Source organism: Paenibacillus sp. JZ16 (assembly GCF_015326965.1).
Taxonomy (GTDB): Bacteria; Bacillota; Bacilli; order Paenibacillales; family Paenibacillaceae; genus Paenibacillus_AQ.
In genome coordinates, this window is sequence record NZ_CP017659.1 from 6,723,810 (window position 1) to 6,738,056 (window position 14,247).

Here is a 14,247-nt window from a genome sequence, read left to right on the forward strand (position 1 = left end):
GTACTATGTCTAGAGGATTATTGATTGTATTGTCCGGTCCTTCCGGGGTGGGTAAGGGAACCGTCTGTACGGCACTTCGCAGCCGGGTTCCGGAGCTGGTGTATTCGGTGTCAGCTACGACGCGTTCGCCACGGCTCGGTGAGGTACATGGTGTGAACTATTTTTTCAAAAGTCGGGAACAATTCATGGATATGATTGAGAACGACCAGCTTCTCGAATATGCGGAATACGTCGGGAACTATTATGGAACCCCGCGTGATTTTGTGGAAGAAACTTTAGCCTCCGGTAAGGATATTATACTGGAGATCGAAGTGCAGGGCGCACTGAAGGTCAAGGAGAAGTTTCCCGAGGGTATCTTTGTGTTTCTGATGCCGCCGTCGCTGGATGAACTGAAGGATCGGATCCAGGGCCGGGGAACAGAGAGCCAAGCGACCATCGACCACCGCATGTCCGTAGCGGTTGACGAAATCAATTTACTGCAGCATTATGATTATGCGGTAGTGAACGATGAAATCAATCTCGCTTGTGAGAGAATACAATCTATCATTATTGCCGAACATTGTAAGGTGAGAAAGTAAGCTGTCTTTTCATAGACGGTGCTAACTTTCAAGTAAAAGAAGAAGAGGTGCTTCGACCATGTTATATCCATCCATTGATGAAATGATGAATAAAGTAGACAGTAAATATTCTCTTGTGGTTGCAGCTTCCCGCCGCGCACGCCAATTGCGTGAAGGCGGAGTCAGCGAGTTGAAACATCCTAAATCCCATAAGTTTGTCGGTGTCGCTCTGGAAGAAATCTATGGCGATTACGTGAAAATCGAGCGGGGACAGGACTAAGGCTTTTTTTCAATATTTGAATAACATGCGTTAGCGCGCGAAAATGTGACAACCGAAAGGTTGTTATTTTTTTGAGAAGATATGAGAATGTAGCCTTTATACAATGGAAAGCGGGGGATTGTCATGTTGAACGGAAAAGTCATTGTGCTTGGCGTTACGGGTGGCATTGCCGCGTATAAAGCAGCGACTTTATGCAGCAGGCTTGTCCAGAGGGGAGCGGATGTGCATGTCATTATGACGGAATCCGCGAAGCAGTTCATTCCGGAATTAACGCTTCAAACGCTGACCAAAAACCCGGTTTATAGCGATACCTTTGATGAACGGGACCCCTCGGTCGTCTCGCATATTCACTTGGCCGATCTGGCCGATTTGGTATTGATCGCTCCGGCCACAGCCAATGTTATCGGCAAGATGGCACATGGCCTGGCGGATGACATGCTGACCACGACGCTGCTCGCGACGACGGCTCCCGTCATGATCTCGCCGGCAATGAACGTGCATATGTACACGCACCCGGCCGTCATGGCCAATATGGAGACGCTGGTCTCCCGCGGGGTGTCCATGATTGAACCCGGAGAGGGGCTTCTGGCTTGCGGATATGTCGGAAAGGGACGGATGGAAGAACCTGATACGATTGTTGACGTGGTTGAACGTTTTTTCCGAGATCGCGGGGCACGACCTGTGGCGTTGAATGAGGATAAAGCGAGCAGCTCCACTGGCATATTGCACGGCAAAAAGGTGGTTGTCACAGCCGGCGGTACCATTGAGCGCATTGATCCGGTCCGGTATATAACGAATGATTCTTCCGGGAAAATGGGATTTGCGATCGCAAAAGCGGCCAAGCAGCTGGGAGCGGATGTTCACCTCATTGCCGCTCATACCGATGAAGCTCCACCAGAGGGAATCAAGGTGGAAAGAGTGGAATCGGCCCAGGATATGTACGATGCGGTGCAACGCGTATTCGAGCATAGTGATATCGTGGTCAAGGCGGCCGCTGTTGCCGATTATCGCCCAGCTGAGGTAGCGACATCTAAGATCAAAAAGCGTGGGGAGACCATGACGCTGGATCTTGTCAAAACAACCGACATTCTGGAGAGCCTGGGACGCCAAAAAACCTCCCAGTTCTTAATCGGATTTGCAGCTGAGACCGATACAGTGGAGCAGTTCGCCAGAGAAAAGCTGAAACGCAAAAATTGCGATCTGATCGTTGCTAACGATGTTACACAGGCAGGAGCGGGCTTTGGCACGGATACGAACAGCGTTCATATCTTTGATGCAGAAGGGCTGGTCCTGCAGCTTCCAGTGATGTCCAAGGAGGAAGTGGCCCAGAGGTTGTTAACGCTGGCGGCTGATCGGTTAACCGGGAGGTCATCCTGATGGAAATGGCACGAGTGATTGTGGACGTGCCGTCCAAGGATACGGACCGGCCTTTTGATTATTTGATTCCTGAGGAACTTCGGCCCTGGGTCGAGGTAGGCAGCCGGGTCGGCGTGCCGTTCGGGCACCGTACGCTCCAGGGATTCGTGGTCTCTCTGCATCCCCGGCCCGAGATGGATTCGGCCAAAATGAAGCCGATTCAGGAAGTCCTCGATGTGATGGCGCCGCTTTCGCCTGAGCTGATTGAGCTTGGCGAATGGATGAAGGAGCGTTACGCATGCCGATATATATCGGTTCTGCAGTCGATGCTGCCTACGGCGCTGAAAGGGAAGGCGGAGCGGTATATTTCCATTGGCGATTCAGACACGTTGCAGACGGATCAAACCGACGGATTATTTGCGCTCCTGCCCGAAAGTGAGTCGGAGCAGGAGATCATCCGCTTTGTCAGTCAGAAAGGCGAGGTTTCGCTCCAGCAGTTAACGCGGGCATTTCCGGATGGCGCTGCGACCATTAAAGCGCTGATCGGCCGAGGACGGCTTAGCGAATTCCAGCAAATCAAGGATAAACTGCAGAAAAAAACGATAAAAGCGGTAGAGCTTGCCGTATCAAGCGAGGAAGCTCATCAGGCACTGGCTTCATTCCCGGCCAAGGCTCAGCGTCAGAAGGAAGTGCTCCAATATATTTTGGAGATGGAAGCATTTCTGCCGATATCGCAGAAGGATCTGCTCCAGACGCTGGGTGTCACCGCAGGCACCGTGAAGGGACTGGCTGACAAAGGGCTGATTACCCTCGAGGATATCGAAGTGTTCCGCGATCCGTATCGAGGGCGGCATTTCACGCCTAGCACCCCATTGGCGCTCACACCGGAGCAGCAAGCGGTGTATCGCAGCATCGTGCACAAGCTGGATGAACGCAAGCATGGCGTGTTTCTCCTGCACGGGGTGACGGGCAGCGGTAAGACCGAGATTTACCTGCAGACGATTCAGCGATGCCTCGAACAGGAACGTCAGGCGATTGTGCTGGTGCCCGAAATATCGCTGACGCCGCAAATGGTGGAACGGTTCAAAGCTCGTTTTGGCGATCGTGTGGCTGTTATGCACAGCCGGCTTTCAGATGGAGAGCGTTACGATGAATGGCGGAAAATAAGAGAAGGCCGGGCGTCCGTTGTCGTGGGCGCTCGATCGGCGGTATTCGCGCCGTTTAACCGTCTGGGATTGATCATTATGGATGAAGAGCATGAAGGCTCTTATAAGCAGGAAGAGACACCGAAGTACCATGCCCGGGATGTTGCGATTCACCGCGCCCAGCTGACCGGCGCAGCCGTCATTCTGGGTTCGGCAACGCCTTCGCTGGAGAGTTACCATGCGGCGAGATCGCAAGCTCAGGATGATTTTGCGCCTCATCTGCTGGAGATGCCGAGCCGTGCACTGGGCAACAAGCTGCCCGAGGTCCAGGTCGTGGATATGCGGGAGGAGCTTCGTGAAGGCAATCGCTCCATGTTCAGCCGGTCTCTGCATGCCGCGATTTCGGCAAGGCTGGAACGCGGGGAACAGACGGTGCTGCTGCTGAATCGGCGGGGCTACTCCACGTTTGTCATGTGCCGGAGCTGCGGATATGTGGCAGGCTGTCCGGAATGCGACATCTCGCTGACCTATCATCAGAAATCGAATAATTTGCGCTGCCACTATTGCGGTTATGCCGCCCAGGCGCCGGAGGTTTGCCCGGATTGCGGAAGCGAGCATATACGTTATTTCGGGACTGGCACACAGCGTGTCGAGGAAGAATTGGCCAAGCTGTTTCCCGGCATCCGCGTCATTCGGATGGACGTGGATACCACGACCGAGAAGGGCTCACATGAGAAGCTGCTGAAGCAGTTTCGGGATAAAAAAGGGGACGTGCTGCTAGGCACCCAGATGGTCGCCAAGGGCCTGGATTTCCCTGATGTCACCTTGGTCGGCGTCATTACGGCCGATTCGGCGTTGAACCTGCCCGATTTCCGGGCGGCCGAGAAGACGTTTCAGCTGCTCACTCAGGTTGCCGGAAGAGCAGGCCGCCATCAGCTGCCGGGTGAAGTGGTTATCCAATCCTATACGCCGGAGCACTATTCGATTATCCATGCAAGCAGCCATGATTATTTATCCTTCGTTAAGGACGAGCTGAAGCACCGCAAAGCGCTCCATTATCCGCCGTATTGCAGGCTGATCCTGGTGACGCTGTCGCATGAGCAGCTGCCGCTGCTGGTAAGAATGGCGGAAAATTTTGCCGCGACCATCAAAAGCGAATCCGACCGCCGGGGATGGTTTGGGAGCCTGGACCGATTCGACGCAAGCGCGCTCGATATATTGGGTCCGGTAGCTTCTCCCATTCCGCGGCTAAAAAATAGATACAGATTTCAATGTATGATAAAATGGCGGGGAACGATGGATGCTGTCACGCTGGTGCGCTCGGTTGCCGAGAAGCTGCAGGATTCGGCGCGGGACAGCAAGCTCCAGATCAGTATTGACGTAGATCCGCAAATGTTAATGTAATACAGCATATAATGATGAAAAGCACAAGGATGGTGTCATAGACATGGCGATTCGTATTATCGTTAAAGAACCGGATGAGGTTCTTCATAAAAAGGCAAAGGAAGTTACCAAAATTACGCCGAACGTACAAAAGCTCCTGGACGATATGGCGGATACCATGTACGATGCGGAAGGCGTCGGACTGGCTGCGCCGCAGGTCGGCATTCTGAAGCGTTTGATCGTGATCGACGCCGGTGATGAGCACGGCTTGATCAAAATGATCAATCCGGAGATCGTGGAGAGCGAAGGCGAGCAATTCGGGCCGGAAGGCTGCCTGAGCATTCCAGGATGGAACGGAGATGTGCGCCGTGCGGAGAAAGTGACCGTTAAGGGGCTTGACCGCGAAGGCAATGAGGTTGTCATTACAGGTACCGGGCTGCTTGCGCGAGCGTTTCAGCATGAAATCGATCATCTGAACGGGGTGCTGTTTACGGAAATCGCTGACCGGGTGTATGAGTATGTTCCGGAACAGCCGAGAAAAGAGCTGGAGAACCGATGAATATCGTATTTATGGGCACCCCGGCCTTTGCAGTACCCAGTCTTGAAATGTTGATTAGCGAAGGTTATTCCATTGTCGCCGTCGTTACACAGCCTGACCGCCCGCAAGGGCGTAAAAAGGTGCTGACCCCAACGCCGGTTAAGGAAGCCGCTCTTCGTCACGGCATTCCTGTTCTGCAGCCTCAGCGCCTGCGGAATCCGGAAGCTGTGGCCGAGCTGGCCGCGTATAAGCCTGATATGATTGTCACCGCCGCCTATGGTCAAATCCTGCCGAAATCGGTGCTGGATATGCCGTCACTGGGCTGTCTCAATGTCCACGGCTCGCTGCTCCCCGCTTACCGGGGAGGAGCTCCGATTCAGCGCAGTATCATCAACGGAGAATCCGTAACAGGCATCACGTTGATGTATATGGCGGAGGGGCTCGACACGGGCGACATGATCGCCCGCACCGAGGTTCCCATTGAGGATGACGATACGGCCGGAACCATGTTTGAGAAGCTGAGCCAAGCCGGCGCGGAGCTGCTGCGATCGGAGCTGCCGCGGCTTGTGAAGGGCAAGGTGGATGCCGAGCCCCAGGATGAGACAAAGGCAACGTATGCTCCGAACCTGACCCGGGATGATGAAAGAATCGACTGGACTCGCACTTCCCGCGAAATTTACAATCAAATTCGCGGTCTGGTTCCTTACTCCGGCGGATTTACGCTGTGGAACGGGGATGTGTTCAAAGTATGGGCAGCGGCTAAGCCGGACAGTGCACAGACCCCATCTAACGATGCACAGCCAGGAAGCGTGCTAGAGCTTCATGAGAAGGGGATTGTTGTCAAAACAGGCGATGGCACGCTAACGCTGTTAACCGTCCAGCCCAGCGGCAAAAAGGCAATGGATGCGGCGCAATTCGTGCGCGGGACGAGCCTGACGGTCGGGACGGTGTTGTCGTGAGCGGGAACCGCAGGCCGAAGGGACGCCTGGACTCTCCTCGGGAGCTGGCGATGGACGTATTGACTCAGGTTGAGCAGGAGGGGGCGTACAGCAATCTCCTGCTCAACTCCGCTCTGCAGAGGTCCTCGCTTGCAAAGAGCGACGCGGGACTTGCCACAGAGCTGATCTATGGCACGATCTCAAGGCTCAACACGCTCGATTATTTTTTGGACAATTTTGTCAACAAAGGGGTACAGAAGCTTCAGCCGTGGGTAAGAGCACTGCTTCGCATCAGTCTGTATCAGGTCATATATCTGGATCGGATTCCGGATCACGCGGTTGTCAGCGAGGCCGTTAATCTGGCGAAGCGCCGCGGGCATCAAGGGATCTCCGGCATGGTGAACGGGGTGCTTCGGAATATTCTGCGTCAGAAGGAAAGCTTGGCGATCCCTGAGAATATGCCGCCGGCCCAGCGCATTTCCTTGCAGCATTCCCATCCGTTGTGGCTGGTGGAGCGCTGGATATCGCAGTACGGGATCGAGACGGCAGAGGCAATCTGTGCCGCAAACAACGAACCGCCGGCTGTCAGCGTGAGAGTGAACACCACGATGATCAGCCGTGACGACATGCTGAAATTAATGAGCAGCCAGAACTATGAAGCTGCCCCATCGCTCCTGAGTCCCTACGGGATTGTTGTAAGGGGAGCGGGCAATATGGCCTTGACGGATTGGTACCGGGATGGAATGATCTCGATCCAGGATGAAAGCTCCATGCTGGTCGCTGAAGCTGTTAAGCCTGAGCCGGGAATGCGGGTGCTGGATTGCTGCGCAGCCCCGGGTGGAAAGAGCGCCCACATGGGCGAGCTGATGAAGGATGAGGGCAGCATTGTCGCCAACGACATTCATGCTCATAAAGGCAAGCTGATATCGGATCAGGCCGGCCGCTTGGGACTGGACAGCATTTCGATCGTGACCGGGGACGCGCTGGATTTGGTTGACCGCTTCGAGCCTGCGTCTTTTGACCGAATATTGCTGGATGCTCCGTGTTCGGGCCTTGGCGTCATCCGCCGCAAGCCCGATCTGAAGTGGGGCAAGTCACAGGAGGACATCCATGAAATAGCGGCGCTGCAGCTAAGGCTGCTGGAGTCGGTCTCCACGTTGCTTCGTCCCGGAGGGCTTTTGGTGTACAGCACGTGCACGATTGAGCCGCTGGAGAATGAAGGGGTTGTATCTGCTTTTCTGGATAGCCATTCCGGGTTTGGAATCGCGGAAGATGGTCTTGGAGACTTAAGCCGGCTGGAAGGGAAATCGCTTCAGCGGGGAGGCGGGATTCAAATTCTGCCCCAGCATTACCATAGTGACGGCTTTTACATTGCAAGACTCGGCAGACGTCCCTCTTAAGGGCTCCGCTGACATGACTATAGTCGTATCCCGCCAATGCCGGCGGGTTTTCCTCTTTTACCGTCTCTTTTATTTATGTTAGAATAGGAAGAATGAAAAAAGAGATGCATATGAATGTAATAGGGAGCGTTCGGAAGAATACTGGCTGGACATCCTCTAAATTAGACAGGTGTGGTGAGAATGAAACCTTTTATATATGATTATTCACTGGAAGAGCTTCAAGCATGGGCTCAAGAGAACGGGGAGCCCGCGTTTCGGGGAACCCAGATTTATGACTGGCTGTACGTGAAGCGGGTGAACGACTTCGCGGAAATGACGAATCTGTCCAAGGAGCTTCGGACCAAGCTGGAGCAGGAATTCAGTTTCGTTACATTGACGGAAATCACCAAGCTGGAGTCGAAGGACGGAACGGTCAAGTTTCTGTTCGGCCTGCATGATGACCATGCGATCGAGACCGTCATCATGAGGCACAATTACGGCAACAGCATCTGCGTTACAACGCAGGTTGGCTGCCGTATCGGATGTACGTTTTGCGCATCCACACTGGGTGGTCTGAAGCGAAATCTGACCTCCGGCGAGATTGTTGCCCAAGTGGTTCAGGCGCAGAAGATTCTCGATAAGACGGGAGAACGTGTTAGCAGCATCGTGATCATGGGTTCAGGCGAACCGTTTGAGAATTATGAAGCGACCATGAAGTTCCTGCGCACGATGATCCATGAAAAAGGATTGAATATCGGCCAGCGCCACATTACCGTTTCGACGAGTGGCATTGTGCCTAACATCTATAAATTCACGGAAGAGGATACCCAGATTAATCTGGCCATCTCCATTCATGCACCGAACGATAAGCTGCGCTCCAAGCTAATGCCTGTTAACCGTCGGTTCCCGTTTGACGATGTGATTGAGTCGCTTCGTTATTATCAAGCAAAAACCGGACGCCGCATTACGTTTGAATACGCCTTGATCGGAGGCGTAAATGATCAGGTTGAGCATGCCGAGGAGCTTGCGGACGTCATTAAGGATATGAACTGCTTCGTCAATCTGATTCCGGTTAACCATGTGCCGGAACGGAAATATGTTCGCACATCGCGTAACGATATTTTCAAATTTCAACGTGCGTTAGCAGACAAGGGGGTCAATGTGACCATCCGTCGTGAACAAGGCCATGATATCGCTGCCGCTTGCGGTCAGCTCCGGGCCAAGCATATGGAGTTGAGGTGAGAAGATTTGATCAAGACGGTTCATGTAAGCCATGTGGGACGCGTTCGTCCTGTTAATGAAGATTCGGTATTTGTTAGCACACTGGAGCATGGCTATACCTTGGGTGTGGTTGCTGACGGTATGGGAGGTCACCTTGCGGGTGACACCGCCAGCAGGCTTGCGGTAGATACCGTGGCCGAGGATTTGTCCTCTTTGGAGGAGGACATGTCCATGGAAAGTATTCGGGCTGCGCTTGGTGATGCCATATTGCATGCCAATGCAGTTATCTATCGGGAAGCCTCGGCTGATGAGCGGCTTCACAATATGGGCACGACGATTGTAGCGGTGCTGCTGCGAGGTTCCGAAGGCTATATCGGACATATCGGGGACAGCAGGGCTTACAAAGTCGTTCCCGGACAAGTGATTCGACTCACAGATGATCACACATTGGTTAATGAGCTTTTTAAGAGTGGTCAGATTACGGAAGATCAACTGGAAACCCATCCTCGGAAAAACGTATTAAGCCGGGCACTTGGAACGGATGTGGATGTGACGGTTGAGCTTACACCGGTTACGATCGGAGAAGGCGAAGTGCTGCTGCTCTGCAGTGACGGGCTCAGCAACCGGGTCAGCCGCGAGCTGATCGGACAGATTTCCGGTTCACTTGACCTTCCTCTGGAAGAAAGAGCGGATCGCCTGCTTCAACTGGCACTTCTTGCTGGCGGTGAGGACAACATCACGGTCGCAATGTTTGAACATCAAGAAGAAGTTGTCGGGCAACGTATAAAGGGGTGGGATTCATGATCGGACATGAATTGGCTGGTCGTTATAAAATTATAGAACGCATCGGTGGCGGTGGCATGGCGCTGGTCTACAAGGCTCAGGATATTTTGCTGAACCGGAATGTAGCGATCAAAGTGCTGCGCCAGCAGTTTGTGCACGACGAGGAATTTATCCGCCGTTTCCGGCGTGAGGCACAATCAGCGGCTTCGTTGTCGCATTCCAACGTGGTCAGCATCTATGATGTGGGCCAAGAGGAAGATGTGCATTACATCGTCATGGAATATATCGAAGGTCAGAACTTGAATGAAATCATAAAAGAACGGGCACCGCTGCAGGTGGAAGAAGCTGTGCGGATTGCTACCCAGATTTGCGATGCGCTGGGACACGCTCATCATAACCAGATCATTCACCGGGATATTAAACCGCATAATATTCTGATTGGCCGTAATGGGAGGGTCAAAGTAACGGACTTTGGCATTGCCAGGGCGGTCACGTCGACAACCATTACGCAGACAGGCTCCGTTGTGGGCTCTGTGCATTATTTCTCGCCGGAGCACGCCAAGGGTGTCGTTACGGGCGAGAAATCGGATTTATACTCCCTTGGTATTGTGTTATATCAAATGCTCACGGCCCGTCTTCCTTTTCTGGGCGAGAGCCCGATTAGTGTTGCTCTGAAACATCTCCAGGAGGAATTTGATGAGCCTAGAGAAGTAAACCCGCTCATTCCTCAAAGCGTGGAGAACATCATCCTGAAGTCCATGCGCAAAAACCCGGAGGAGCGTTATCAGTCCGCGGAAGAGATGATGGACGATCTTGAGACGTGCTTGATGCCGATGCGACTCAACGAACCGAAGATGGAGTTTGAGGACGATGCCGATTCTACACTGGTCATGCCAGCGCTCAAAACGATGCAGCGCAGCAGTCAGCATCATCATGACGATGACGACGACTCGGATGACGAGGAGTTTGAGGCAAAGTCGACCGGCAAACCGAAGAAAAAATGGGTCAAGCCGACCATCATCATCGGTTCGGTGCTCCTGTTCCTCGGCCTTATGTTTGGTGTTGTCATGTATGTGAACAACATGTTGGAGGTACCCGAGGTTAAGGTGCCCCAAGTTGTAGGTATGACGGAAGAGGAAGCGATCCGCGAGCTTGAGGCCAAAGGCTTGACGGTGGATGAGGAAGTCATTCGTGAATATAAACCAAATGTCGATGAGGGCATTGTGTTTGCCCAGGACAAGGAACCAGAGAGCATGCTGAGGGAGGGGGCTCCGGTTCAATTGTCGGTTGGGGATGCGAAGCCGCTTGAAAAAATGCCGGACCTCTCGGGTAAGACGTTTGATCAGGCAGTTGAGATCCTGACAAAAATGGGCATTAAGGAAAACGCTATAAAGCAGTCGTCTGAAAACAATGATACTGTGCCTGCCGATCAGATATTTGATCAGAGTCCTACCGCGGACACCGAAATTAATCCTGAACAGGTGGAGGTCCGGGTCACGATCAGTAAGGGCAAACAAACGGTCAATATGCCGAGCTTGATCGGTATGGACAAAGACAAAGCGGTTGCTACCATCGAATCATTCGGCCTTAAGGTTGGAGCGATAAAGGAGAAATCCAGCTTTGAAGTGAAGAAGGGCGAGGTCATGGAACAATGGCCGCATGATGCCAATCAACAGGTTGCTCCAGGCTCCGAAATCACGCTGTTCGTCAGCTCAGGCTATCCTTCGGATGCGCTTGAGTATAATTACAGTGTACCGGTCTCACCAAGCGTGGAAGGCCAAGAAAGCAAAATACGGGTCGTTTTCACCGATGCGCTGGGAGAAAACCAGGAAGCCGTGAACAAGACCATAACGACCTCGGAAATGGTACCTGTTAAGCTGCTGCTGGCTCCCGACAAGCATGCAACGGTCATGATTTTCCGTGACGGTCGCCAGGTGGATACGTACAGCGTAAGTTACAGCGATGTCAAGAACGGCACCGTGCCGCAGCCGACCTTTGAACAGCCGCCTGTTGAACCTGATGTACCGGTAGACACTAACCCGGATGAAGGAAATGTCGAGGAAGATTCGAATGAGGAAGATGATGCTGCTTACCATTGGGACAATGGCAACAATGGCAACAATGGAAACGGCAAGGGGAATGGCAAAGGTAATGATAACGATTAGAAACAAGTCGTGAGAACACTAAATTTCAACAAGAAAGGTGAGGCCTATTATATGCTAGAGGGACTGATCGTGAAGGCACTAAGCGGATATTATTATGTCAAACCCATGCAGGATGGCAACATTATATCCGGGGAGGACCCAGCGGTTCAATGCAGAGCCCGCGGCATTTTCAAAAAGAAAGGCATCTCTCCGCTCGTTGGAGATCACGTTATGTACTCATTGACTGAAAATGGGGAAGGGACCGTGGACGAAATTCTTCCACGGTCTTCCCAATTAATTCGCCCGCCTGTCGCGAACGTCGACTTGGCGGTGCTGTTGTTTTCGGTCAAAGAACCGGATCTGAGCCTGCATCTGCTGGACAAGTTTCTGGTACATATAGAGCATGAGGGCCTTGAGGCATTGATCTGTCTGACAAAGCAGGATCTTGTGGACGCCTCCGACGATGTGCTGGAGCAGGTGAAGCGCCAGTATGAAGAGATTGGTTACGAAGTGCTGATTACCAGCTCTCTGCAAGGGGTCGGGACCGAAGAGGTGAAGAAACGGCTGGCCGGCCGAATCAGTGTCTTCTCCGGTCAATCCGGTGTCGGAAAATCGTCCCTGCTGAATGCGTTAATGCCGGGCCTCTCGCTGGAGACGAGTGAAATCAGCCTGCGTCTTGGCCGCGGTCGGCATACGACACGCCATGTAGAGCTGATTGAGCTTGATAACGGGGGGTATGTCGCCGATACCCCCGGTTTTAGCCAGCTGGATTTTCTGGAGCTGGGTGTCGAGGAGTTATCGACCTGTTTCAGAGAATTTGCTCCTTATGCTGCCGAATGCAAATTCAGAGGCTGCAGTCATCTGCATGAGCCGGGCTGCCGGGTGCTCCAAGCCAAAGCGGATGGAATCATCCTGGCTAGCCGTTATGAGCATTATGTGGAGTTTTATACGGAGATGAAAGAGAAGAAACGGAGGTACTGAATGATGATAAAAATTGCCCCATCCATATTGTCAGCGGATTTTGCGAAGCTGGGACAAGAAATTAAGGAAGCCGAGGCCGGCGGAGCCGATTGGATTCATGTGGACGTCATGGACGGACACTTTGTACCTAATATTACGCTGGGCCCGCCGATCGTCCAAGCCATCCGGCCCCATACGAGCCTGACGCTTGACGTGCATCTGATGATTGAACAGCCGGAGCTGTATATTGCGGATTTCGTCAAGGCAGGAGCCGACCTGATCACCGTTCATGCCGAAACCTGCCCGCATCTTCATCGGGTCATCCATCTGATCAAAGAGTTTGGCGTGAAGGCCGGCGTCGCGATCAATCCGGCTACGCCGGCCCATGTCCTTCAGGAAGTGCTCCCCGACTTGGACTTGGTGCTGGTAATGACCGTGAACCCGGGGTTTGGCGGACAGGCTTTCATCGAGCGGACCATAAACAAGATCTCGCAGCTGCGTGAATGGATTTCAAACTCCGACAACCCGAACATCCATATTGAAGTGGATGGCGGCATTACAGCGGAGACAGCGCCGCTTGTGGTGGAAGCGGGAGCGGATGTCCTGGTTGCGGGCAGCGCCGTATTCGGCAAGCCGGATCGCGCGGCAGCCATTGCAATAATCCGCGACAGCGTAACATCTTGACCAGAACGTGAACAACGGCATGCATAGGGCGCGGGTTTCCCGCATAAATATGGTTACATGAGCTGGGTTCTCATGTAGCCTTTTTTGTCTGTGTTCACATCTATGGGCTTGGTGCATAACATATTCTAGGAAGGCATGAGAATGATGGGGAGGGTGAGACATGAAATTCTATACGTTCAAGCTGCCGAAGTTTTTGGGAGGTTTTGTGAAGGCCATCTTAAATACGTTTCACAAGAGCTGACAGCTTGTCCCGGCGTAACAAAACCTCCGCCTGGGACTGACGCCGCCTAGCCGGTTCTGGGGAAAGAGGCAAGAACACTCCGATAGAGCGCATGGAGGACATACCGCAGCTGCATGCGGAGGTTTTTCTTGCGGTATAAGAAAGCCAAAATGCGCGGTAGTTCTCCTTCGCTTTCTTATATCAAAAGAAGAGTGTCTAGCGACGTACTTATCGAGGACAGACCGCGTTCGACCGGAAGTTTTTCTTGCGATATAAGAAAGTGGGAGTCGTGCTCTTTCATCTTTCTTATATCTAAATAAAAAAAGCACCTGCTAACTGCTCAGGGTGCTTTTTGTTTAGAAGGAGAATATGTATCTAAACGCAAGAAAAACTTCCTTGTCCCGGATCGCCCACAAATGGTGCCTGGAGATTAAGAAGTTTTTCTTCATATAACACAAGATGATTATACGCGAGTCACTTTACCGGATTTCAAAGCGCGAGTGCTGACGTATACACGTTTTGGCTTGCCATCCACCAAAATGCGAACCTTTTGAACGTTGACACCCCAAGAACGCTTGTTGTGATTGTTAGCGTGAGAAACGTGGTTACCACTGCTTGGTTTCTTGCCAGTTACATAACATTTGCGAGCCATTCATTAC

Annotated in this window: 14 protein-coding genes; 13 read left to right on the forward strand and 1 reads right to left on the reverse strand. The window is 52.6% G+C overall.

Annotation, left to right across the window (positions count from 1 at the left end):
* The first annotated feature begins 5 nt into the window (after nt 1-5).
* The 13 genes from gmk (at nt 6) to spoVM (ending at nt 13,609) form a co-directional block, all read left to right on the forward strand.
* Nucleotides 6-578: a guanylate kinase gene (gene gmk / locus BJP58_RS30040; protein WP_071223696.1), complete on the forward strand. Its 573-nt coding sequence runs from the start codon at nt 6-8 to the stop codon at nt 576-578.
* Between the two features lie 58 nt (nt 579-636).
* Nucleotides 637-837 carry a DNA-directed RNA polymerase subunit omega gene (gene rpoZ, locus BJP58_RS30045; protein WP_113057127.1) on the forward strand — a complete coding sequence of 67 codons (201 nt, stop codon included), beginning with the start codon at nt 637-639 and terminating at the stop codon, nt 835-837.
* A 123-nt stretch (nt 838-960) separates the two neighbouring features.
* The gene (gene coaBC / locus BJP58_RS30050) at nt 961-2,214 is read left to right on the forward strand and encodes a bifunctional phosphopantothenoylcysteine decarboxylase/phosphopantothenate--cysteine ligase CoaBC (RefSeq protein WP_194541749.1); all 1,254 of its coding nucleotides are present in this window, start codon (nt 961-963) and stop codon (nt 2,212-2,214) included.
* Nucleotides 2,214-4,742 (forward strand): primosomal protein N', encoded by a 2,529-nt coding sequence (gene priA / locus BJP58_RS30055; RefSeq protein ID WP_194541750.1) that lies wholly within the window; start codon nt 2,214-2,216, stop codon nt 4,740-4,742. The genes coaBC and priA overlap by 1 nt, the downstream gene beginning before the upstream one ends.
* A gap of 43 nt (nt 4,743-4,785) precedes the next feature.
* Nucleotides 4,786-5,280 carry a peptide deformylase gene (gene def, locus BJP58_RS30060; protein WP_194541751.1) on the forward strand — a complete coding sequence of 165 codons (495 nt, stop codon included), beginning with the start codon at nt 4,786-4,788 and terminating at the stop codon, nt 5,278-5,280.
* Complete coding sequence (gene fmt / locus BJP58_RS30065) at nt 5,277-6,218, forward strand: methionyl-tRNA formyltransferase (protein WP_194541752.1); 942 nt, start codon at nt 5,277-5,279, stop codon at nt 6,216-6,218. Before def ends, fmt begins: the two co-directional genes overlap by 4 nt.
* A gap of 50 nt (nt 6,219-6,268) precedes the next feature.
* Complete coding sequence (rsmB, locus tag BJP58_RS30070) at nt 6,269-7,597, forward strand: 16S rRNA (cytosine(967)-C(5))-methyltransferase RsmB (protein ID WP_233355173.1); 1,329 nt, start codon at nt 6,269-6,271, stop codon at nt 7,595-7,597.
* Between the two features lie 180 nt (nt 7,598-7,777).
* Nucleotides 7,778-8,818 carry a dual-specificity RNA methyltransferase RlmN gene (gene rlmN / locus BJP58_RS30075; RefSeq protein WP_194541754.1) on the forward strand — a complete coding sequence of 347 codons (1,041 nt, stop codon included), beginning with the start codon at nt 7,778-7,780 and terminating at the stop codon, nt 8,816-8,818.
* Between the two features lie 6 nt (nt 8,819-8,824).
* The gene (locus tag BJP58_RS30080; protein ID WP_071223703.1) at nt 8,825-9,601 is read left to right on the forward strand and encodes a Stp1/IreP family PP2C-type Ser/Thr phosphatase; all 777 of its coding nucleotides are present in this window, start codon (nt 8,825-8,827) and stop codon (nt 9,599-9,601) included.
* Nucleotides 9,598-11,745 (forward strand): Stk1 family PASTA domain-containing Ser/Thr kinase, encoded by a 2,148-nt coding sequence (gene pknB, locus BJP58_RS30085; RefSeq protein ID WP_194541755.1) that lies wholly within the window; start codon nt 9,598-9,600, stop codon nt 11,743-11,745. The genes BJP58_RS30080 and pknB overlap by 4 nt, the downstream gene beginning before the upstream one ends.
* Nucleotides 11,746-11,796: 51 nt before the next feature.
* Entirely contained in the window at nt 11,797-12,705 is a 909-nt protein-coding gene (rsgA, locus tag BJP58_RS30090) for a ribosome small subunit-dependent GTPase A (RefSeq protein ID WP_194545113.1), read from the forward strand.
* A 3-nt stretch (nt 12,706-12,708) separates the two neighbouring features.
* Nucleotides 12,709-13,368, forward strand: coding sequence for a ribulose-phosphate 3-epimerase (gene rpe, locus BJP58_RS30095; protein WP_194545114.1), 660 nt, complete (start codon nt 12,709-12,711; stop codon nt 13,366-13,368).
* Nucleotides 13,369-13,528: 160 nt separating this feature from the next.
* On the forward strand, nt 13,529-13,609 hold the full coding sequence (gene spoVM, locus BJP58_RS30100) for a stage V sporulation protein SpoVM (protein ID WP_034273235.1): 81 nt from the start codon (nt 13,529-13,531) through the stop codon (nt 13,607-13,609).
* Between the two features lie 442 nt (nt 13,610-14,051).
* On the opposite strand, the gene rpmB is transcribed toward spoVM, so the two are convergent.
* The gene (gene rpmB / locus BJP58_RS30105; protein ID WP_006209230.1) at nt 14,052-14,240 is read right to left on the reverse strand and encodes a 50S ribosomal protein L28; all 189 of its coding nucleotides are present in this window, start codon (nt 14,238-14,240) and stop codon (nt 14,052-14,054) included.
* Nucleotides 14,241-14,247 lie beyond the last annotated feature (7 nt).